Annotated in this window: 17 protein-coding genes; 7 read left to right on the forward strand and 10 right to left on the reverse strand. The window is 63.3% G+C overall.

Annotation, left to right across the window (positions count from 1 at the left end; all coding sequences use genetic code 11):
* Window positions 1–41 precede the first annotated feature (41 nt).
* The 4 genes from glpX to J6497_RS11640 form a co-directional block, all read right to left on the reverse strand.
* Window positions 42–1,040: a class II fructose-bisphosphatase gene (gene glpX, locus J6497_RS11625; RefSeq protein WP_225704396.1), complete on the reverse strand. Its 999-nt coding sequence runs from the start codon at window positions 1,038–1,040 to the stop codon at window positions 42–44.
* A gap of 75 nt (window positions 1,041–1,115) precedes the next feature.
* Complete coding sequence (locus tag J6497_RS11630; RefSeq protein ID WP_225704397.1) at window positions 1,116–2,435, reverse strand: homoserine dehydrogenase; 1,320 nt, start codon at window positions 2,433–2,435, stop codon at window positions 1,116–1,118.
* A 23-nt stretch (window positions 2,436–2,458) separates the two neighbouring features.
* Window positions 2,459–3,679 carry an LL-diaminopimelate aminotransferase gene (locus tag J6497_RS11635; RefSeq protein ID WP_225704398.1) on the reverse strand — a complete coding sequence of 407 codons (1,221 nt, stop codon included), beginning with the start codon at window positions 3,677–3,679 and terminating at the stop codon, window positions 2,459–2,461.
* 211 nt (window positions 3,680–3,890) lie between these two features.
* Window positions 3,891–4,160 (reverse strand): hypothetical protein, encoded by a 270-nt coding sequence (locus J6497_RS11640; RefSeq protein ID WP_225704399.1) that lies wholly within the window; start codon window positions 4,158–4,160, stop codon window positions 3,891–3,893.
* Between the two features lie 287 nt (window positions 4,161–4,447).
* On the opposite strand from J6497_RS11640, the gene J6497_RS11645 reads away from it, so the two are divergent.
* On the forward strand, window positions 4,448–6,253 hold the full coding sequence (locus tag J6497_RS11645) for a PHA/PHB synthase family protein (protein ID WP_225704400.1): 1,806 nt from the start codon (window positions 4,448–4,450) through the stop codon (window positions 6,251–6,253).
* A 72-nt stretch (window positions 6,254–6,325) separates the two neighbouring features.
* Complete coding sequence (locus J6497_RS11650) at window positions 6,326–6,724, forward strand: MAPEG family protein (protein ID WP_225704401.1); 399 nt, start codon at window positions 6,326–6,328, stop codon at window positions 6,722–6,724.
* A 62-nt stretch (window positions 6,725–6,786) separates the two neighbouring features.
* Here the strand turns inward: J6497_RS11650 and argC are convergent, their stop codons facing one another.
* The 4 genes from argC to J6497_RS11670 all read right to left on the reverse strand — a co-directional run bounded on the left by argC (window position 6,787) and on the right by J6497_RS11670 (window position 10,411).
* Window positions 6,787–7,770, reverse strand: a complete 984-nt coding sequence (argC, locus tag J6497_RS11655; RefSeq protein ID WP_225704402.1) for an N-acetyl-gamma-glutamyl-phosphate reductase — start codon at window positions 7,768–7,770, stop codon at window positions 6,787–6,789.
* A complete protein-coding gene (locus tag J6497_RS11660) occupies window positions 7,767–8,432 on the reverse strand; it encodes an FMN-binding negative transcriptional regulator (RefSeq protein ID WP_225704403.1) in 666 nt (221 codons plus the stop codon). The genes argC and J6497_RS11660 overlap by 4 nt, the downstream gene beginning before the upstream one ends.
* A 327-nt stretch (window positions 8,433–8,759) precedes the next feature.
* Complete coding sequence (locus tag J6497_RS11665) at window positions 8,760–9,749, reverse strand: MBL fold metallo-hydrolase (RefSeq protein WP_225704404.1); 990 nt, start codon at window positions 9,747–9,749, stop codon at window positions 8,760–8,762.
* A gap of 131 nt (window positions 9,750–9,880) precedes the next feature.
* Complete coding sequence (locus tag J6497_RS11670; RefSeq protein WP_225704405.1) at window positions 9,881–10,411, reverse strand: DedA family protein; 531 nt, start codon at window positions 10,409–10,411, stop codon at window positions 9,881–9,883.
* A gap of 120 nt (window positions 10,412–10,531) precedes the next feature.
* Between J6497_RS11670 and J6497_RS11675 the strand changes: the two genes are divergently transcribed.
* From J6497_RS11675 to J6497_RS11690, 4 genes are all read left to right on the forward strand, one after another.
* Window positions 10,532–10,987, forward strand: a complete 456-nt coding sequence (locus J6497_RS11675; protein WP_225704406.1) for a heme-copper oxidase family protein — start codon at window positions 10,532–10,534, stop codon at window positions 10,985–10,987.
* Window positions 10,988–11,102: 115 nt separating this feature from the next.
* A complete protein-coding gene (parE, locus tag J6497_RS11680) occupies window positions 11,103–13,160 on the forward strand; it encodes a DNA topoisomerase IV subunit B (protein ID WP_225704407.1) in 2,058 nt (685 codons plus the stop codon).
* Window positions 13,161–13,376: 216 nt separating this feature from the next.
* Window positions 13,377–14,159, forward strand: coding sequence for an outer membrane protein (locus J6497_RS11685; RefSeq protein ID WP_225704408.1), 783 nt, complete (start codon window positions 13,377–13,379; stop codon window positions 14,157–14,159).
* A 187-nt stretch (window positions 14,160–14,346) separates the two neighbouring features.
* On the forward strand, window positions 14,347–15,117 hold the full coding sequence (locus tag J6497_RS11690; RefSeq protein ID WP_225704409.1) for an SDR family NAD(P)-dependent oxidoreductase: 771 nt from the start codon (window positions 14,347–14,349) through the stop codon (window positions 15,115–15,117).
* 65 nt (window positions 15,118–15,182) lie between these two features.
* Here the strand turns inward: J6497_RS11690 and J6497_RS11695 are convergent, their stop codons facing one another.
* Complete coding sequence (locus tag J6497_RS11695; protein WP_225704410.1) at window positions 15,183–16,433, reverse strand: FAD-dependent oxidoreductase; 1,251 nt, start codon at window positions 16,431–16,433, stop codon at window positions 15,183–15,185.
* 69 nt (window positions 16,434–16,502) lie between these two features.
* Window positions 16,503–17,969, reverse strand: a complete 1,467-nt coding sequence (locus J6497_RS11700; RefSeq protein ID WP_225704434.1) for a caspase family protein — start codon at window positions 17,967–17,969, stop codon at window positions 16,503–16,505.
* A 414-nt stretch (window positions 17,970–18,383) separates the two neighbouring features.
* Here J6497_RS11700 and J6497_RS11705 point away from each other — a divergent pair, with 414 nt between their 5' ends.
* Window positions 18,384–19,787, forward strand: coding sequence for a DEAD/DEAH box helicase (locus J6497_RS11705; protein ID WP_225704411.1), 1,404 nt, complete (start codon window positions 18,384–18,386; stop codon window positions 19,785–19,787).
* Window positions 19,788–20,057 lie beyond the last annotated feature (270 nt).

Consider the following 20,057-nt stretch of genomic DNA (forward strand, 5'->3'; position numbering starts at 1 on the left):
GGATGCGCCACGGGGGCGCAGGCCCGGAATGACGGCTCACCTCAATCCAGGTGAAACTTCTCGAGCTGGCGGTGCTCCGCCTTGATGTAGCGCACGGTGCCGGTGACCGAGCGCATCACCACCGTCTCGGTCTCGATCGTGTCCTTCTTGAACTTGACGCCGGTCAGCAACGAGCCCGTGGTGACGCCGGTGGCGGCGAACAGGCAGTCGCCACGCGCCATATCCTCGATGCCGTAAATCATCTTCGGATCGGTGATGCCCATCTTCTGTGCGCGCTCGCGCTTCTCGTCGCTGTCGAGGATGAGACGGCACTGCATCTGGCCGCCGATGCAGCGCAGCGCTGCGGCCGCCAGCACGCCCTCGGGCGCACCGCCGGTGCCCATATAAATGTCGACGCCGGTTTCATCCGGGTTGGTGGTGTGGATCACGCCGGCCACGTCGCCATCGGTAATCAGGCGCACGGCGGCGCCGGTCGAGCGGATGCTTGCAATGATGTCGGCATGACGCGGACGGTCGAGCACCAACGCGGTGATCGCCGACGCCGCCACGCCCTTGGCCTTGGCGAGCCGCTGAACGTTGTCGGCGGGCGAGGCGTCGAGCTCGATGACGTTCTTGTCGTAGCCCGGACCGATCGCGATCTTCTCCATGTAGACGTCGGGCGCGTGCAGCAGCGTGCCGCCATCGGCCATCGCCATGGTCGCGATCGCGCCCGGCATGTTCTTCGCGCAGAGCGTGGTGCCTTCCAGCGGGTCGACGGCGATATCGACCTGAGGGCCGGCGTTGAGCCCGACTTTCTCACCGATGAACAGCATCGGTGCTTCATCGCGCTCGCCCTCGCCGATCACGACGGTGCCCTCGATGGGCAGTTTGTTGAGCTCGCGGCGCATCGCATCGACCGCGGCCTGATCGGCCGCCTTCTCCTGGCCATGGCCGCGCAGCCGCGCGGCCGACACCGCCGCCCGCTCCGTGACCCGCACGATTTCGAGCGTGAGGATGCGCTCGAGCAATAGCTGCGGCGGGACGGAAATATGGGTCGACATCTCTGCACTCCTTAAGCCTTCGGGCCCCTCGCCCGCATTCAATCATTTAACGTAGAAGGCGTTCGCTATCGCACACTAATTTTTCTCAATTCGTATCACCTGTGGGCGACCACTGATGACCCTGTCACGCTGCACGGCCTTGAGCGCCCGGTGAACCGCGTCTTCACTGGTTGCATAGGTAATCAGAATGACCGGAACCGGTGAAGCTTTTTTGGTCGAACCGTTAACATCACTGCCATTGCGGTGGCGCTGCACGATCGATTCCAGCGAAATCTTCTGTTCCGCGAGCCGCCTTGCGATGGTGGCAGCCGTGCCGGCGTGGTCGCGGGCCAGAAGACGGATGTAATATCCGCCCTCATGGCGCTCCATCGGCGCCTTTGTCGTCGCGCGCAGACTGTCGACCGGCCGGCCGAACGGCGTCGCGCGGATGCCACGCGCGACGTCGGCGATATCGGCAACCACGGCGGACGCGGTCGCCGCCCCGCCCGCGCCCGGTCCGACCAGCGTGATCGGCGGAATGCCCTCGCCATCGATCGTCACCGCATTGGTGACGCCCATCACTTGAGCAATCGACGAAGATTTCGGCACCATAGTCGGATGCACGCGCTGCTCGATGCCTTTTGCAGTCCGCACTGCAACGCCAAGCAGCTTGACACGATACCCGAGTTCCTCCGCTGCACGCAGGTCTTCGGGCGTGATCGAGGAAATGCCTTCGACATAGACAGCGGTTTGCGCGACCTTGGTGCCGAAGGCGAGGCTCGCCAGGATCGCAAGCTTTTGCGCGGTGTCGTGCCCGTCGACGTCGAAGGCCGGATTGGCCTCGGCATAGCCGAGCCGCTGCGCGTCCTTCAGGCATTCCTCAAACGACAATCCCTCCTGCTCCATCCGCGTCAGGATGTAATTGCAGGTGCCGTTGAGGATGCCGTAGACGCGGTTGACGCTGGTGCCGCAGAGCCCTTCGCGCAACGTCTTGATCACCGGAATGGCCGCGCCGACCGCGGCCTCGAAATTGAGCGCGCCGCCATTCTGCTCGGCCGCCTTGGCGAGCCGCAGCCCATGCTTGGCGATCAGCGCCTTGTTGGCTGTCACCACCGACTTGCCGGCCTTCAGCGCGGTCTCGATCGCCGAGAAGGCGGGATCATCGGCGCCGCCCATCAATTCGACGAAGCAGTCGACATTGGAATCTTCGGCCAGCGCCTGCGGGCTTTCGACCCAGCCGATGCCGCGCAAATCGAGCCCGCGCTTTTTCGCCTTCGACCGCGCGGTGACCGCGACAACGCGCACGCCGCGGCCGCTGCGCGCGGCCAGGGTGGCTCCCTGCTGCTCGATCAGGCGGACGACTTCGGCGCCAACGGTGCCGAGCCCCGCTATGCCCACTTTCAGCGGTGCGACCATTACAAAGAGACCTGCGGAGGAGATTAACGCCGGTTGGCGAGAGGAACCACGTTGTGCAACGTTTCGATGCCGCTTTCAAGGAAGCGGCGCACACCGCGTGCGGCCTGGCGAATACGTTGCTCGTTTTCCACCATCGCGATGCGGACAAAGCCTTCGCCGTGCTCGCCGAAGGCAACGCCGGGCGACACCACCACGCCGGACTTTTCCACCAGCAGGGTCGCGAACTGCATGCTGCCGACATCCTCGAACGCCTTCGGCAGCGGCGCCCAGGCGAACATCGAGGCTTGCGGCGGCGGGATCTCCCAGCCGGCGCGGCCGAATGCTTCCACCAGCGTGTCACGGCGGCGGCGATAGGTCTCGCGCATCTCGCGGATACAGTCGTCCGGCCCATTCAGCGCCGCGGTCGCGGCCACCTGGATCGGCGTGAAGGCGCCATAATCGAGATAGGATTTCACCCGCGCCAGCGCCGCGATGATGCGCTCGTTGCCGACCGCAAAGCCCATGCGCCAGCCGGCCATCGAATAGGTCTTCGACATCGAGGTGAATTCGACGGTGACGTCCATCGCACCCGGCACCTGCAGCACTGACGGTGGCGGATTGTTGTCGTCGAAATAGACTTCGGCGTAAGCGAGGTCCGACAGGATCAAGATCTCGTGCTTCTTCGCAAAGGCAACAAGATCCCTGTAGAAGTCGAGGTCGGCGACATACGCCGTCGGGTTGGAGGGATAGCAGACCACGAGCGCGAGCGGCTTCGGGATCGAATGGATGATCGCGCGCTCCACCGCCTGGAAGAACTGCGGCGTCGGCTCCGACGGCACCGAGCGGATCACCCCGCCCGCCATCAGGAAGCCGAAGGCATGGATCGGATAGCTCGGGTTGGGGCACAGGATGACGTCGCCGGGCGCGGTGATCGCCTGCGCCACATTGGCAAAGCCCTCCTTCGAGCCCAGCGTCGCAACGACGTGCGTGTCCGGATTGAGCTTCACGCCGAACCGCCGCGCGTAGTAGGCAGCCTGCGCCTTGCGAAGGCCGTTGATGCCACGCGAGGCTGAATAGCGGTCGGTCCGCGGCTTGCCGAGGGTTTCCTTCAGCTTCTCGATCACATGGGGCGGCGTCGGCAGGTCCGGGTTGCCCATGCCCATGTCGATGATGTCGGCCCCGGCGTTGCGCGCGGCTGCCTTGGCCTGATTGACCTTCTCGAAGACGTAAGGCGGCAGACGGCGAATGCGATAGAATTCTTCCATGGGACCCTGCTCCGACGACCGGTACGACAGAATCGCGGGCGCTTGCGCGGTTTGCCGAAACCAAGCCCGGTTTGGCCCGGAAATTACGCCCGATCAATGACTTAGAGCGCCTCCAGACGCAAAATCTGGGCTCGGCGACCGGATATGCGGTTGAATTGCATTTCTTTTAGCACGTGGCGAGGGCGGCGCCAGCGATTAGCGTGCCGCCCCGTCACTTGCCGGCCTTTTGCGCGGCTGTGGCCTGTCGCTCCCGCGCGGCGAGCAGCTCGGCCTCGATCTTGGCCTGCTCCGCCGGCTTCATCGGCGCCTCTTCGCGATCCGGCGGCATGTCGTGCACCGGAAGGTAGCCGCCGGCTTCCTTCGGACGCGCCGGGGCATCGGCGGGAACGCCGACCCCGGGAAGATCCGCGATCGACGTGGAGCAGCCGCTAACCGCGATCGCCGACGCGAGCAGTGCACCGGCCGCGAGCAGCCTTTTCATTCGATCGATACGCATACGTCCGGAAGTCCCCACCTGCCGGTAACTAATCACTGGTACGAGCCTTGCAGCAAATCGTCGGACAGCGTCGGCCTTGCCCCAACCGTTCAAACCATTGTCGCCCGAAACGATTAAGCCGTGAACAACAAATCCGATTGATGCGGCTTCAATGTGTCGGAACTGGGAGGAATTTGTCGCAGTGCAACAATGCGAAAGCCTAGAAAAATCCTACATCGTCCTTGCCGCACCGCGCGATGACGCGGCTGAACTGAAGCGATAGTGTCCATTGCATGAGCGACGTTACCATCGAAACCCAGGCCGCCAAGAAGTTCGACGCCGAATCTTTCGGGATGAATATTGCGCGCGCGCTTGAGAGCTCCGGCCAGGCGCTTGCGGCCTATCTGAAGCCGCGCGAAGGCGCTGACATCAAGGACAAGGCGGGGGGCGACTTTGCCGAGGTGATCAAGACCTTCACGGCGGTCGCCGAATACTGGCTCTCGGACCAGGATCGGGCCACCGAACTGCAGACCAGGCTCGGCAAGGCCTATCTCGACCTGTTCGGCTCGGCCGCGCGCCGCATGGCCGGCCAGGAGGCCGAGCCCGCGATCGAACCGGCACCGCGCGACAAGCGCTTCGCAGACCCGGAATGGCGGTCGAACCAGTTTTTCGACTTCGTCCTGCAGCTCTATCTGCTGACCACGCAATGGGCGCAGGAACTGGTGCGCAACGCCGAGGGTATCGATCCCCACACCCGCAAGAAGGCCGAGTTCTACGTCCAGCAGATCACCAACGCGCTGGCGCCGTCGAATTTCGTTTTGACCAATCCGGAGGTGCTGCGCACCACGCTGGAGACGAATGGCGACAACCTCGTTCGTGGCATGAAGATGCTGGCGGAGGACATCGAGGCGGGCCATGGCACGCTGCGGATCCGCCAGTCCGACCCGACCAACCTTGAGGTCGGCGTCAACATGGCGACCACGCCGGGCAAGGTGATCTATCAAAACGATTTGATGCAGCTGATCCAGTACTCGCCGACCACGGAGACGGTGCTGCGCACGCCGCTCCTGATCGTGCCACCCTGGATCAACAAGTACTACATCCTCGATCTCAGGCCGGAGAAGTCCTTCATCAAGTGGTGCGTCGACCAGGGACTGACCGTATTCGTGATCTCCTGGGTCAATCCCGATCGCGAGCTCGGCAAGAAAAGCTTTGCCGACTACATGACCGAAGGGCCGCTAACCGCGATGGACGTCATCGAGAAGGTGACGGGCGAGATGAAGGTTCACACCGTCGGCTATTGCGTGGGCGGCACCCTGCTCGCCGCGACGCTCGCCTGGCTCGCCGAGAAGCGCCGCGTGCGCGCCACGTCAGCCACATTGTTCGCCGCGCAGGTCGACTTCACCCATGCCGGCGACCTCCTGGTGTTTGTCGACGAGGACCAGATCTCCGCGCTCGAGCGCGACATGGAGCAGAGGGGCGTGCTCGAGGGCAGCAAGATGGCGATGGCCTTCAACATGCTGCGCTCGAACGACCTGATCTGGAATTATGTCGTCAGCAACTACCTGAAGGGGCAACCGCCCTCCTCGTTCGATCTGCTGCACTGGAACTCCGACGCGACGCGAATGCCGGCGGCGAACCATTCCTATTACCTGCGCAACTGCTATCTGGAGAACCGGCTTTCCTCCGGCAGCATGGTGCTGGACAATACGCTGCTCGATCTCTCCAAGGTGAAGCTGCCGGTCTACAACCTCGCGACCCGCGAGGATCACATCGCGCCGGCGGAGTCGGTGCTGTACGGCTCGCAGTTCTTCGGCGGGCCGGTGAAATATGTGTTGTCCGGTTCCGGCCATATCGCCGGCGTGGTCAACCCGCCTGCGGCCAACAAGTATCAGTACTGGACCAACGACAACATGAGGGGCGCTAAGCTGTCCGACTGGCTGAAGACCGCGAAGGAGCACAAGGGATCATGGTGGCCCGATTGGCACGAATGGCTGGAAGGCATCGATGCCGAGAAAGTCCCCGCCCGCACGGTCGGCTCGGAGGCGCTGCCGCCGATCGAAGAAGCCCCCGGCAGCTATGTCCGGGTACGCGCATAGCGCGCCGCGCGCCGCTTCGGTATAAGCGAATGTCCCGCCTGAACGGGACGGGGATCAACCGAGGGCAAACCAATGACGCGTGAACTGTTCTGGCTGACGCTGACGGTGATTCTGACCGGCGTGCTGTGGATCCCCTACATCATCAACCGCTGCCAGGTCCGCGGCCTCGCCGGCGCGATGGCCAATCCCTCGCGCAACGACAAGCCTCTGGCCGAATGGGCGACGCGGCTGATGTTCGCACATGACAATGCGGTCGAGAACCTCATTGTCTTCGCGCCGCTGGTCCTGATCCTCAACGCAATCGATTATTCTACCCAATGGACGGCGCTCGCCTGCGCCGTCTATTTCTGGTCGCGCGTCGCACACCTGATCGTCTACACGCTCGGCTTGCCGGTGTTCCGCACCCTCGCCTTCGTCATCGGCTTCCTCGCGCAAGCCGTGCTCGCGCTGGCGATCTTCAGAGCGTTTTGACCAGCGCTAAATGCCGTCGTGGCCGGGACAAGCCCGGCCACGATGAGCAACAAACGTCAGCGCTACTTCTCGGGCAGCCCCAGCATCAGCCGCATGTTTTGCACCGCCGCGCCCGAGGCACCTTTGCCCAGATTGTCCAGACGCGCGACCAGCACCGCCTGATGGTGCTTATCGCTGGCAAAGACATACAATTCGAGCATGTTGGTCTCATCCAGCGCCTCGGGCTCGATCCGCCCGCTCTTGGCAGCCTCGTTCTCAAGCGGCATGACCGAGACGTAGCGGCTTCCGGCGTAGCGTTTCGCCAGCGCATCGTGGAGCTCGGCCGCGCCGGGCTTGCCCGGTAGCGTCTCAAGCTGCAACGGCACTGACACCAGCATGCCCTGCCGGTAGTTACCCACCGACGGCACAAAAATCGGCCGCCGCGTCAGCCGCGAGTAAAGCTGCATCTCAGGCACGTGCTTGTGCTCGAAGCCGAGACCATACAGTTCGAAAGCTGGCGCCGTGCCGTCCTCGAAACTTGCGATCATCGACTTTCCACCGCCCGAATAGCCGCTCACGGCATTGACGGTGACCGGATAATCCGCAGGCAGGAGGCCGGTGTCGACCAACGGACGAAGCAGCGCAATCGCGCCGGTCGGATAGCAACCGGGGTTGGAGACCTTCCGCGCTGCCCGGATCTTGTCCGCCTGATCCGGCGCGAGCTCCGGAAAGCCGTAAGCCCAGTCGCTGGCGACGCGAAACGCGGTCGACGCGTCGAGCACCCGGGGTGCTCCGGCGCCCATGCTGTCGATCAGCGCAACCGTCTCCTTGGCGGCGTCGTCCGGCAGGCAGAGGATCACGAGATCCACCTCCTCCATCAGCGCGCGTTTGGCGTCGGCGTCCTTGCGCCTTTCTTCGGCGATGCTCTTCACCACCACGTCGTTCTGCAGCCGGAGCCGCTCGTTGATGCCGAGGCCCGTTGTTCCACTGGCACCGTCGACGAACACGGCGGGCTTGGCGGAGCTGCCGACGCTCGGGGATTGCTTGACGTTAGAGAGGGTCGTCATGGCTCGCTCCTTTCGCGCTGGTTCGGTTCAGTTGCAAAGGCGTCGGGCCGCGCTTCCCGCATCAGATGCGCAATCTGCTGCGCGCCCGCGTCGGTCTGCGAGGCGAGCGCGCCCGCCACCGCCACGTAGTCGGTTTCGGATTTGTGCTGGTTGAGCTTGAAGCTACCCTCGACCTCTTCAACCGTCATCTCAAGGCCTACGATCGCCTTCTTCATCGCCTCCAGCCGTGCGGCGGTCATCTTCGCCGACGTCCACGGCTTCTTCGGCAGCAGCCTGTTCTCGAACTTGGCGCTGAGCGTATCGATCTGCACCGCAAGTTCATCATCCGATAGCGGCCGCACCGGACCCGCCAAGTGCACGGCCTGATAGAGCCAGGTCGGCACCTGGTCCGGCGAGACATACCAGTCGGCCGAGACATAGGTATCCGCTCCGGTGACGGCCAGCAGCCAAGACGAAGTCGCCGCAAGCTTTATCAGCGGATTGTGACGGGCGAGATGAAACGCCGCGCGCGGCGTGCCGTCAGCGGCATAGGACAGGTAGAACGGCAGCGGCGAGGCGATCGGCTTGGCGCCGTCCCAGGCGCAGGCAAGGCCGAACCCGCGCGCTTCCGCAAACGCGAGACTTGCGGCGCGGTCGGGTTTGAACGGCGGTGGCGTGTACATGTCGAACTCCGGAGGTGGCTAGGAGCCGCCAGACCGACCGCGTTTCTTTTCTAGGGAAAGATGCCGCGGGAAGCGATCCGGCGGCAGAGGCGATGATCTTAAACGCAGACGACCGCCGATGCCGCGCAGGCGCGGCGGCGGCGGACGATGAAATTGGTCGCAGCGTGGATCATGCGTGAGGCTATAGGGTCGCGCGGCTTAATCGTCAAGGTGACAACGCCGTGATTCCGGGCCGATGCGCAGCCGTCGAACCCGGAATCTTGCGTCACAAACTCTGGCTTCCGGCTTCGCATGGAAGGCGCGCACGTCCGGAATACCGAAAGCTGCTTAGATCACCGGATTCCACGGCGCCGGAATCACCCGGTAGCCATTGCCGTCCTTCTCGATATTGGCGAGGCCGGGGAACGGATAGTGGAAGCCCTGTAGCTGCAGCTTCTCGGCGGCCACCATGTCGTAGATCCGGCGACGGGTCTTTTCGGCCATATCCGCGTCCTGGTCGAAGAAGGCGTGCCAGCCCGGGTTGGTCGCGAACGGATTCGGATTGTTGGTAACGTCAGATTGGATGAAGACTTTTCCCGCCCCCGACGACAGCACGTAAGAGGTATGACCCGGCGTGTGGCCGGCAGTCTCAACCGCGAGCAGTCCCGGCGCGACTTCCTTGCCCCATTCGTACGGCGTCACCTTCTTCTTAAGGCCCGTTTCAAAGACGTTGCGATTGCTCTTGAAAAGGTTCTGCATGCGGCCGGCCGGGGCGCGGCTCATCTCGCCATCGTCCATCCAGAACTTCCATTCCACCGCAGGCACCAGCACCTCGGCATTCGGGAAGGCCAGCGCGCCGTCCGCCGTCAACAGGCCGTTCACATGGTCGCTGTGGAAGTGGGAGATCACGACCATGTCGACCGCCTTGGGATCGAATCCCGCCGCCAGCATGTTGTCGATGAACAATCCGTTGGCGCCTTTGCTGTTTGTCTTCGCTACCGGCCCATTGCCGGTATCGAGCACGATGAGCTTGCCGCCGCTGTTGATCACCAGCGGGGCGAAGTAGATCGTGAATACGTCACGCGGCAGGAACGCCTTTTCCAGCGCCGCATTCACTTCCTCCTTCTTCGCATTGGTGATGAAGGAGTCTTCCAGCTTGAAGACGTTCTTGCCGTCGGACACCACGGTGACCTGGATGTCACCGACCTTGTAGCGGTAATAACTCGGCGCCTGCCTCTCTGCGAGCGGCGCCGCGGCCTGTGCGGGAATGTTCGGCAACAGCGGCACAGCAGCAATAGCCGCTGCGCCCGCAAGGGCGTGACGACGTGTGATTTCCATGATGCTCTCCCAGTAAAATGACGACCGCGGTATTTCCGCGTTGGCTTCCTGCAAGGACCTATCTACCTACCGGAAATCGAGCGCCCGGTATCGACGGGGCTAACCCCCGCCCCGGGCGCTTATTCCACGCATCACACCGTTCGCCATAACCACTCGGCGATATGCGCCATCACGTCCCCGAACAGCAGCAGCACTGCCGACCACACCAGCGCCGAGACGAAATTGGCGACCTGAAATGGCCAGTATGACATCTCGAAGATGCCGGCCGCGAGCGGAACCGAAGCGCGCAAGGGCCCGAAGAAGCGCCCGATGAAAATGCTGGGCACGCCCCATTTGCGCACGAAGGCCTCGCCGCGCTCCAGGATATCCGGATAGCAGGACAGCGGCCACACCTGCGCGACCTTCTCCTTGTAGCGGTAGCCAAACCAATAGGAGACCCAATCGCCCAGCGCCGCGCCGATGCCGCCTGCGATCCAGACCGGCCAGAAGCTGATGCCGCTCACGCCGATCAGCGCGCCGATCCCGACCAAGGCGCCCCAGGCCGGGATCAGCAGCGAAACGAAGGCCAGCGACTCGCCGAACGCCAGCACAAGCACGATTGGCGCGGCCCAAGCCTGGTGGTGGCGCACGAATTCGGCCACGGCACGCACAAATTCTTCCATGTAATGAACGCCTTCCCCGCCCCGCTCCGGTGGCTTGAACCTTTCTGCGGGCTCATAGCCTAAGGACAGGTAAGCCAGCCCCTTCCATGACAATCAAGTCACAAAGCCGCAGGAAGGGGCGTGATTTCAGCTTCCGGCCTCAGGCCGGGCCGGATTTTTTCCAAAAGACGAGGTTTTTTGATGATTGGATCGTTGATGATGTGCGTGAGTGCGGTTGTTCTGCTATTCGGAACGCTCGGCGGCATTGCAATGGGTATCCAGCAAGACTTCACCCTCGCGCCGGCGCACCCGCACCTAAACCTCGTCGGCGGGGTGCTTTTGTTCCTGTTTGGGCTCTATTATCACCTGATTCCGGCCGCCGGGACGACGATGCTGGCCCGGATCCAGGGCTGGACGCACATTCTGGGCGCGGTGCTCTTCCCTGGGGGCGTCGCCGTCGTGCTCCTGAAGGGACCCTCGTTCGAGATCGCACCGGTGGGTCGGCTCATTGATGGTGGTCGCGTCCATGGCCCTGTTTGCCCTGATCGTGTTCCGCACCTCGCGCGCCTGATTAAGAGTTCCTATCTACCTTTGTGACGGCCGGATGAAGGGGATCGGTTGCTCCCCTCCCGGCCGTCACTTTTTAAGCTATCCGTGGCATAGTCAGATTGACTGATTCGCTGCGCACTGTTTGCGCAATCTATGAAGAGCCATGTCCAAATCACTGAAATCCGCTGCAAAAACGAAATCCAATGACGACCTGTTCGCCGGTGGCGAGCCTAAGGGCCGCGCGGCTCTGAAGGTCGCTGCGCGGTCGGGTTCCGGCGAGGCTGACTATACCGCCGCCGATATCGAGGTGCTGGAAGGGCTGGAACCGGTCCGCCGGCGGCCCGGTATGTATATCGGCGGCACCGACGAGAAGGCGCTGCATCATCTGTTCGCCGAAGTCATCGACAACTCCATGGACGAGGCGCTGGCGGGGCACGCCACCTTCATCGAGGTGGAGTTGACCGCGGACGGGTTCCTGACGGTCACCGATAACGGCCGCGGCATCCCGGTCGATCCACACCCGAAATTCCCGAAGAAGTCCGCGCTCGAAGTCATCATGTGCACGCTGCATTCAGGCGGCAAGTTCGACTCCAAGGTCTATGAGACCTCGGGCGGCCTGCACGGCGTCGGCATTTCCGTGGTCAACGCCCTCTCCTCCCGGCTCGAAGTCGAGGTTGCGCGCAGCCAGAAGCTCCACCGCATGACGTTCGAGCGCGGCCATCCCAAGGGCAAACTCGAAGACCTCGGCAAGGTCAGCAACCGCCGCGGCACGCGCATCCGCTTCAAGCCCGATACCGACATCTTCGGCGCCAAGGCCACGTTCAAGCCGCAGCGCCTGTTCAAGATGACGCGCTCGAAGGCCTACCTGTTCGGCGGCGTCGAGATCCGCTGGCATTGCGACCAGGAGCTCTTGAAAGGCGTTGAGGATGTCCCCGCGGAAGCGACCTTCCGCTTCCCCGGCGGCCTGAAGGATTACCTTGCCGCAGCGATCCACGCCGACACGCTGGTGCATCCGGACATCTTCTCCGGCAAATCGGGCCGCAACGGCGCCCACGGCGCCTGCGAATGGGCGGTAGCCTGGACGGCGGACGCCGATGGCTTCCTCTCCTCCTACTGCAACACCGTTCCGACCCCCGATGGTGGTACTCACGAATCCGGCATGCGCAGCGCGCTGCTGCGCGGCCTGAAAGATCACGCCGAGCGCGTAGGACAGGGCAAGCGAGCTGCGTCCGTGACCTCGGAAGACGTCATGGTCGGCGCCGCGGTGATGCTCAGCGTGTTCGTGCGCGAGCCGGAATTCCAGGGCCAGACCAAGGACCGGCTGGCGACCGCCGAAGCTCAGCGCATCGTCGAGCAGGCGATCAAGGACCCGTTCGACCATTGGCTGTCGGGCAACCCGAACCAGGCCAACAGGCTGCTGGATTTCGTGATCGAGCGCGCCGAGGAGCGGCTCCGCCGGCGGCAGGAGAAGGAGGTTGCGCGCAAAACCGCGGGCAAGAAGGCGCGGCTGCCCGGCAAGCTCGCCGATTGTACCGACGCCGGGCTTGCAGGCTCCGAACTCTTCATCGTCGAGGGCGACTCGGCCGGCGGCAGCGCCAAGCAGGCGCGCGACCGCAAGCTGCAGGCCGTGCTGCCGCTGCGCGGCAAGATCCTCAACGTCGCCTCGGCTGGCAAGGACAAGCTGATGGGCAATGTCCAACTCAGCGACCTCGTGCAGGCGATCGGCTGCGGCACCGGCGCGCATTATCGCGAAGAGGATCTGCGTTATCACCGCATCATCATCATGACGGACGCCGACGTTGACGGCGCACATATCGCTTCGCTGCTGATCACCTTCTTCTACCGCCAGATGCCGCGGCTGATCGACGAAGGGCATCTCTATCTGGCAGTGCCGCCGCTCTATAAGCTCACCCACGGCTCCAAATCGGTCTATGCCCGCGACGACGCGCACAAGGACGCGCTGATCAAGAGCGAGTTCAATGCCAACGCCAAGGTGGAGGTCAACCGCTTCAAAGGCCTCGGCGAGATGATGCCGGCTCAGCTCAAGGAAACCACCATGGACCCGGCCAAGCGCACCCTGCTGCGGGTCGTTCTGCTGGCCGACGATCGCGAAGGCACCGCCGACTCGGTCGAGCGATTGATGGGCACCAAGGCCGAAGCACGCTTCGCCTTCATCTCCGACAAGGCGGAATTCGCCAGCGACGACCTGCTTGACGTCTGATGGCGGCTCTCCCGCTTAACCTTATGTACACGCGGCGGATTTTGATCTCCGCCGCGGCACGCGGACCGCTCCGGGCCGAGAAACACCGTAGCGTTTTCAGACGAGTGTGCCTGTCCCGCAACAGCATTCCTGGTTGAAATAGCTATAGTTCCTGCAGCTACGGAATGGATTCGACGCAGCCGTCAGGCGTTCGTCTAACAAGTTGGGGATTTGGAAATGAAGAAGTTGGCGCTCGCTGTGGCTACGGTTGCAGCACTGACGGGATCCGCCTCGGCGGCTGATCTTGGCGCTCGGCCGTATACGAAGGCGCCCCCGCCGGTTGCGCCGGCCTATAACTGGACCGGCTTCTACATCTTCGGCGGTGGCGGCGGCGGTCTGTGGAATGCCGACAGCAACGTTGAAACCACGGTTGGCGGCATTCCGCTGACGCGCGACACGCGGCTCGGTGGTGACGGCTGGTTCGGTACCGTTGGTATCGGCTACGACTGGCAGTTCAACAGCCGGTGGGTTGCGGGCGTGTTCGCCGACGGACAGTTCGGCAGCCTTCGTGGTTCGCTGACCGATACGTTTGATCAGGTCGAGGGGCGTGTGAAGCTTCGGACCAGCTACGCGGCTGGCGTGCGCCTCGGTTATCTCGTTGCGCCGAATGTCTACTCCTACGTCAACGGCGGCTATTCAGGCTCGGAATGGTCGGGCACGAGCCTTTCCGATCTCGCCGGAAACCCGGTCGGGGTGACCACTCCTTCGTTCCGTCGTGACGGCTGGTTCGTCGGTGGCGGCGTTGAGAACAACCTCGACATCTTCGGCATCAGCGCACCCGGCTGGTTCATGAAGACCGAATACCGCTCCGCGTTCTACGACCGCATCTCGCTGCCGGAGTCGTTCCTTGATGGCTCGCCGACGGGAATTTCGACGACCTTCAAGCCTTGGGTGCAGACGATCAGCACCTCGATCGTGTACCGCTTCAACTGGGGCGCCCCGGTCGTCGGCAGGTACTGATCTCGAACTGGTATCTCTGCCAAATCGGCAGGCAGAAGCCCCGGCATTGTCCGGGGCTTTTTGCATTTGCGGCTCGCGGGCGCTGTAGCACTGACAAGGCTGCAAGGGCCGTAAGGCATTCGGGTCTGGCAAAAACTCCCCAAAGTCGACATCTTCCCCCAAGCTCCAACAGAAACGGAAAGCAACAATGGGAACGTCCCTCTTCGACCTTAAGGGCAAGGTTGCGATCGTCACCGGCGGTAATGGTGGAATCGGGCTCGGGATGGCGAGCGGACTGGCGGATGCCGGCGCGACGATTGCCGTCGTCGGCCGCAACCAGGCGAAATCGGCGGCCGCGGTCGCCGAACTTGAGCAGCGTGGCAGCAACGCCGTCGCGGTAGCCGCTGATGTCACCGACGGCAAAGCCGTCGCCGACATGGTGGGGCGTGTCAAAGCCGAGTTCGGGCGGATCGATATCCTCGTCAACAACGCCGGCATCAATATCCGCAAGCCGCCGCATGCGCTCGATATCGGCGAATGGGACAGCGTGATCGCGACCAATCTCACCAGCGCGTTCCTATGCTCGCAGGCGGTGCATCCGGCGATGAGAGAGGCCGGCGGAGGCAAGATCATCAATATCGGCTCGATGATGTCGATCTTCGGCGCCAGCTTCGCGCCGGCCTATGCCGCGAGCAAAGGCGGCATCGTGCAGTTCACGCGCTCGTGTGCATGCGCGTGGGCCGCCGACAATGTCCAAGTCAATGCGATCCTGCCTGGCTGGATCGACACCGACCTGACCCGGCGCGCCCGCAGCGAGATCGGCGGGCTGCATGAACGTGTGCTGGCGCGCACGCCCGCGGCGCGCTGGGGCGATATCGGCGATTTCTCAGGCATCGCCGTGTTCCTTGCCTCACCGGCTTCCGATTTCATCACGGGCACCGCCATCCCCGTCGATGGCGGCTATTCGATCATGGCCTGACTCGAGCATGCTCCGGAAAAGTGGAATCCGGTTTTCCGAAAGAGAGCATGCTCAAACAACGCCGCTCAGGAGAGCGCCGGCGACTGCACATGTTCGGGGCGCACGCCGATCCCGACAAAGCGCGCAGTGATGCCCTGCAGCCAGGGCACGGCTGTCACCAGCCGCACCACAAGCGGGACCTTGAGCGGCTGGTTCGCCGGCCCCAGCGCGCTGCTGATGATCCTGTTCTGCACGATGACCTGCATCCTCTGCGTCATCTTCACCGGAAACTCTCGCCGCTTGCGCACCGCGTCGAGTTCATCCTCGGTCGGACAGCCGCCCGCAAGGCGCGCCGCGAGCAGATTGGCGGTCGCGACCGCGTCCTGCACCGCCAGGTTGACTCCAACGCCGCCAACCGGCGACATCGCGTGCGCGGCATCGCCGATGCAGAGCAGCCCCGGCAGCGTCCAGCGCTTCAGCCTGTTGATCGCAACCGTCAGGAGCTTCACGTCGTCCCAGCTTTTCACGTCGGAAATGCCTGATTTCAGGATCGGCGCGAGCCGCACCACATCATCCAGCAGCGCCGCAAGTCCCCTCGCCTTCACAGCATCGTATTGTCCCTTGGCGATCACATACGCGCATTGCCAGTAGTCGCCGCGGTCGAACGTGACCATCATCTTGCCAGGCTCGACACGCGCGAACAGGTTTTCGCTCTCGTCCGGTCGCCGCCCGGCGCGAAACCACAACACGTCCATGGGCGCGCCGATCTCCTCGACTGCAAGTCCCGCGCGCTCGCGCACCGTGGAGTGACGGCCGTCGCAGGCGATGGTCAGATCAGCCTCGATATCGAGCGTGCCTTCCTGCGTCTTGGCCCTTACGCCCGTGACCGCTTCGCCATTGCGGATCAAGTCGGTCGCCTCCGTGCTCATCAGCACCTGCAGCGAGGCGAAACGCTTGCCGCTCTCGCGCAGGAAGTCGAGAAAATCCCATTGCGGCATGAAAGCGATGAACGGGTATTTTGCATCGAGGCGGGAGAGATCGGCGATCCGCACCTTGGTGCCGCCGAACATCCCTTCGAGCTTCTGCAATTCCTGGTGCGGCAGCTTGAGAAAGCCGTCGATCAGCCCGAGTTCATCCATCACCTGCAAGGTCGAGGGATGCACGGTGTCGCCGCGAAAGTCGCGGAAGAAGTCGGCGTGCTTCTCCAGCACCACCACGTCGATACCGGCGCGGCCCAGGAGATAGCCAAGCATCATGCCCGCAGGCCCACCGCCGACGATGCAGCAGCGCACTTTCATCCTGCGCGCTGACGAATGCTGCAATGCATTGGCATCCATAATCCGGACCTCGTCGGCAACTTCGGTGCTGATGCCCCATTGTAACGCCAATCGGGCGATAGCGCGAAATTATCGCCGGAACGTCTTGATCTCCGATACGCTCCCGTCGCGATAGGTCAGTTCCACCGAAACCGATTTGGTCTGTGGGGCAAGCTTCAGATAAGGCTGCGCCTCGTGCGGGATCACGCCGGGGTCACGGGGATCGCAGGGGGGCATCTTCAGCACCTTGTCGGGCACAGCGCTGTCGATGCCGACGCGCACTTCGCGGATCGCGCAGCGATACGACATCAGATGGGTGTAATAGACAAGGAGCCCGTTGAACTCGCGGAACGAGAGCCAGCTCGTCGCGGTCATATCGAGGATCTTGCGCTGGTCGCGGATCAGTGCCGCTTCGGGGTCGAACCGGATCGGAAACGGCCCCTGCATCTCGCCCGCCGTGTCGACGTAGCGAACCTGGATGGCGCCGGCCGGCGCATCCGCCGGCAGCTCGATCGAAGGATTGGGCATCCGTTTGCGGGTGCGCGGATCGAGCGTGTCGATGAACCCGGTCTCGCGAAAATCGCCATTGTCGCCCATCCGCCAGGAGATTCCGAGCGCCGGATCTGCGATCGAGAACACCACCGTCCACCCACCATTATGCCGGGAGAAACTTGCGATCGGCGCGTTGACGGAATCGTCCTTCGGGATGCGCGGCACCGAAACCGGCGGCAATGCCGCGAGCTTCTGCGGCGCCTCGGCAGGTCCCGCCGCGTCCGCCGCCTTCGCCATGCCGTTCAGGAACACGTCGTCCACCATCTGGTCGAAATAGACCGGGATCTGCTTGTGCCGCACGGTCTCGGCCGCCTCACTGACCCGGCGCCGTGTCTGCTGGGCGACCTGGACGAGATTCTTGCCGGGCTGCAGCAACTCCTTGGAAAAGGTTCGGGTGAACACCGAATTGGGATTGGTGTCGTCGTTGGACAGACGATCGAGGGCAGTCTGGCGCGGGCCCGCCGAGAACACCGAGAACACGCCCTCCGGCAATTGCGTCATCGGCGCAAGCCCACCGCCGCCGGCAACCGCGCGCGTTTCCGGCCGCTCGAACGGATTGTTGCGACAGGCGTCGAACACCAGGATCGAGGTGCGCGCCTTCTTGTTCTGCAGGCGCTCGACGACGCGGTCGGCAAGGATCGATGCATCGCGCACCAGTTCTTCCTGGCCCTCGGTCGCAGCCGGCACGTCGGTCGGCAGCAGGAAATTCTGGCCAGCGATCTCGAAGCCATGGCCGGCATAGAAGAAGAACGCGGTGTCACCGGGCTCGATCGCCTTGTCGAAGGCGAGCAGCGTCTCGGAGAATTGCTGCCGGTTCTGGTTTTCGGCGATCATCACGGAGAAGCCGAGCTGCTTCAGCGTGTCACCCATGGTGCGGGCGTCGTTGACCGCCTTCTGCAGCTTGGGGACGTATTTGTAGTCATTGTTGCCGACGACCAGCGCCACGCGCCTTTCGGCCTGTGCGGGTGCGGCGACAGTAACCGATGCCAGGGCAATGGCCGCCATCGCCAGAACCCGCGAAACAAAGCCAACCATTCTCTGCCCCATCCCACCAAGCTCGCAAGGCGCATGACCGTCGATGCCGTAGTCGGCCCACCGCCCTAACCGGTTCAGTGTACGGCCTTTCGCGCGCGGCCAGTACCGTCCCGCCATTTGACGGCCTAATGACAGCTCGCCAGTTATTTGTGCGAAGACATTAAGCTTTTTCGGCCATTTGGGCGGTTCCTAGATTGACTTTGGTGATTTCGAACCTATGTTCCGGTCAACGCGGCCTTGGATCGAAACGCGATTCCCTGAGTTTGCCGCCCGTCAGCGTCAGTCAGAGCCCCCGAGCTTTTTTGAGAAGCGCGCCGTTTCGGGGCGAAACGCGACCAGCCTTTTTACCCTCGATTCCGAACGGCGGTGTCGACAAGAGGCTCAATGTCTTTTTCCAATCTCGGCCTTTCCGACAAGGTCTTGGCCGCCGTAGCGGCCACCGGATACACCACTCCCACGCCCATCCAGGAACAGGCGATACCTCACGTTCTGGCCCGTCGCGATGTCCTCGGCATCGCCCAGACCGGCACCGGCAAGACCGCCGCCTTCGTGCTTCCGATGCTTACCATCCTCGAGAAAGGCAGGGCCCGGGCACGGATGCCGCGGACCCTGATCCTCGAGCCGACGCGCGAGCTCGCCGCCCAGGTGAAGGAAAGCTTCGACCGCTATGGCGTTGGCCAGAAACTCAACGTAGCGCTGCTGATCGGCGGCGTCTCGTTCGGCGACCAGGACAGCAAATTGACCCGTGGTGTCGACGTCCTGATCGCAACCCCCGGTCGGCTGCTCGACCATACCGAGCGCGGCGGACTATTGCTCACCGGCGTCGAGCTGCTCGTGATCGATGAAGCGGACCGCATGCTGGACATGGGCTTCATCCCCGATATCGAGCGCATCTGCAAACTGGTGCCCTTCACCCGACAGACGCTGTTTTTCACCGCTACCATGCCGCCGGAAATCCGGCGCATCACCGACGCCTTCCTCCACAACCCCGTAAAGGTCGAAGTCTCCAAGCCCGCTACCGCCGCCGTCACCGTCGCCCAATCGCAGGTGCCCGCCGGGCGCGAGCCGCACCAGAAGCGCGAAATCCTCCGCCGCCTGCTGCGCGGGGCCAAAGATCTCAACAACGCGATTATCTTCTGCAATCGCAAGCGCGAAGTCGCCGTTCTTCACAAGTCGCTGCAGAAGCACGGGTTTAACGTCGGCGCGCTGCACGGCGACATGGACCAGTCCGCCCGTACGGCCGCGCTCGATCAGTTCCGCAAGGGCGAGCTGCCGCTCCTGGTCGCCTCCGACGTCGCCGCCCGCGGCCTCGACATCCCCGCCGTCAGCCACGTCTTCAATTTCGACGTCCCGCATCATCCCGACGACTACGTTCACCGCATCGGCCGTACCGGCCGCGCGGGCCGCACCGGTACCGCGATCTCGATCGTCACGCCGCTCGACACCAAATCGGTTGCCGCGATCGAGAAGCTGATTGGTCAGCCGATCCCGCGCGCCGAAGGCGACTTCACGGTTCAATCGGATGCAAGCGAGACTGATGAGCAGCCCCGCGAGGCGCGCCGGCGCGACGGTTCGCGCGAGCGCAGCGGCCGCAACCCGCGGCGCGAACGCGAGCCGCGTCAGGGTCATGGCCGCAACGGCAATTCGCAGCCGCAGGCCGCAGCACCGCGCGTGCCTTCGATCGGCCGTCCGGAGCCGCGGCGCACACCGCGCGACGTCGACTCAGAGCCAGCCGATCACTCGCATCTCCCCGCGTTTCTGCTGCGCCCCGTGCGCGCCCGCGTCTAGAGCATGATCCGGAAAAGTGTGAAGCGATTTTCCGGATCATGCTCAAACAACAACCTAAAGCGCGATGATGATTCATCCTCATCTCATCGCGCTTTAGCGCTTTGCACAGCGTCGGCTCGAGTCAGACCGACGCTCTAATCTCTTGGCATGGTTCGTTTTTTCGTGCCGCCGATTCTTCCGTCAGGATCGTCAGCGCGCAGCGCGCGATTCCCCTATTTACGGGGCGTTCATTACCCTCCATTAGCGTGACAACGATAATTTTAGTCATTG

The sequence above is a fragment of the Bradyrhizobium cenepequi genome (genome assembly GCF_020329485.1).
GTDB lineage: Bacteria > Pseudomonadota > Alphaproteobacteria > Rhizobiales > Xanthobacteraceae > Bradyrhizobium > Bradyrhizobium cenepequi.

What these genes read in the sequence shown, in the direction of transcription:
- glpX (WP_225704396.1), bottom strand. Translation starts at nt 1,040, where the DNA reads ATGTCGACCCATATTTCCGTCCCGCCGCAGCTATTGCTCGAGCGCATC.
- J6497_RS11690 (WP_225704409.1), top strand. Translation starts at nt 14,347, where the DNA reads ATGGGAACGTCCCTCTTCGACCTTAAGGGCAAGGTTGCGATCGTCACC.
- J6497_RS11640 (WP_225704399.1), bottom strand. Translation starts at nt 4,160, where the DNA reads ATGAAAAGGCTGCTCGCGGCCGGTGCACTGCTCGCGTCGGCGATCGCG.
- J6497_RS11650 (WP_225704401.1), top strand. Translation starts at nt 6,326, where the DNA reads ATGACGCGTGAACTGTTCTGGCTGACGCTGACGGTGATTCTGACCGGC.
- J6497_RS11695 (WP_225704410.1), bottom strand. Translation starts at nt 16,433, where the DNA reads ATGGATGCCAATGCATTGCAGCATTCGTCAGCGCGCAGGATGAAAGTG.
- J6497_RS11635 (WP_225704398.1), bottom strand. Translation starts at nt 3,679, where the DNA reads ATGGAAGAATTCTATCGCATTCGCCGTCTGCCGCCTTACGTCTTCGAG.
- J6497_RS11665 (WP_225704404.1), bottom strand. Translation starts at nt 9,749, where the DNA reads ATGGAAATCACACGTCGTCACGCCCTTGCGGGCGCAGCGGCTATTGCT.
- J6497_RS11670 (WP_225704405.1), bottom strand. Translation starts at nt 10,411, where the DNA reads ATGGAAGAATTTGTGCGTGCCGTGGCCGAATTCGTGCGCCACCACCAG.
- J6497_RS11630 (WP_225704397.1), bottom strand. Translation starts at nt 2,435, where the DNA reads ATGGTCGCACCGCTGAAAGTGGGCATAGCGGGGCTCGGCACCGTTGGC.
- J6497_RS11660 (WP_225704403.1), bottom strand. Translation starts at nt 8,432, where the DNA reads ATGTACACGCCACCGCCGTTCAAACCCGACCGCGCCGCAAGTCTCGCG.
- parE (WP_225704407.1), top strand. Translation starts at nt 11,103, where the DNA reads ATGTCCAAATCACTGAAATCCGCTGCAAAAACGAAATCCAATGACGAC.
- J6497_RS11705 (WP_225704411.1), top strand. Translation starts at nt 18,384, where the DNA reads ATGTCTTTTTCCAATCTCGGCCTTTCCGACAAGGTCTTGGCCGCCGTA.
- argC (WP_225704402.1), bottom strand. Translation starts at nt 7,770, where the DNA reads ATGACGACCCTCTCTAACGTCAAGCAATCCCCGAGCGTCGGCAGCTCC.
- J6497_RS11685 (WP_225704408.1), top strand. Translation starts at nt 13,377, where the DNA reads ATGAAGAAGTTGGCGCTCGCTGTGGCTACGGTTGCAGCACTGACGGGA.
- J6497_RS11645 (WP_225704400.1), top strand. Translation starts at nt 4,448, where the DNA reads ATGAGCGACGTTACCATCGAAACCCAGGCCGCCAAGAAGTTCGACGCC.
- J6497_RS11700 (WP_225704434.1), bottom strand. Translation starts at nt 17,969, where the DNA reads ATGGCGGCCATTGCCCTGGCATCGGTTACTGTCGCCGCACCCGCACAG.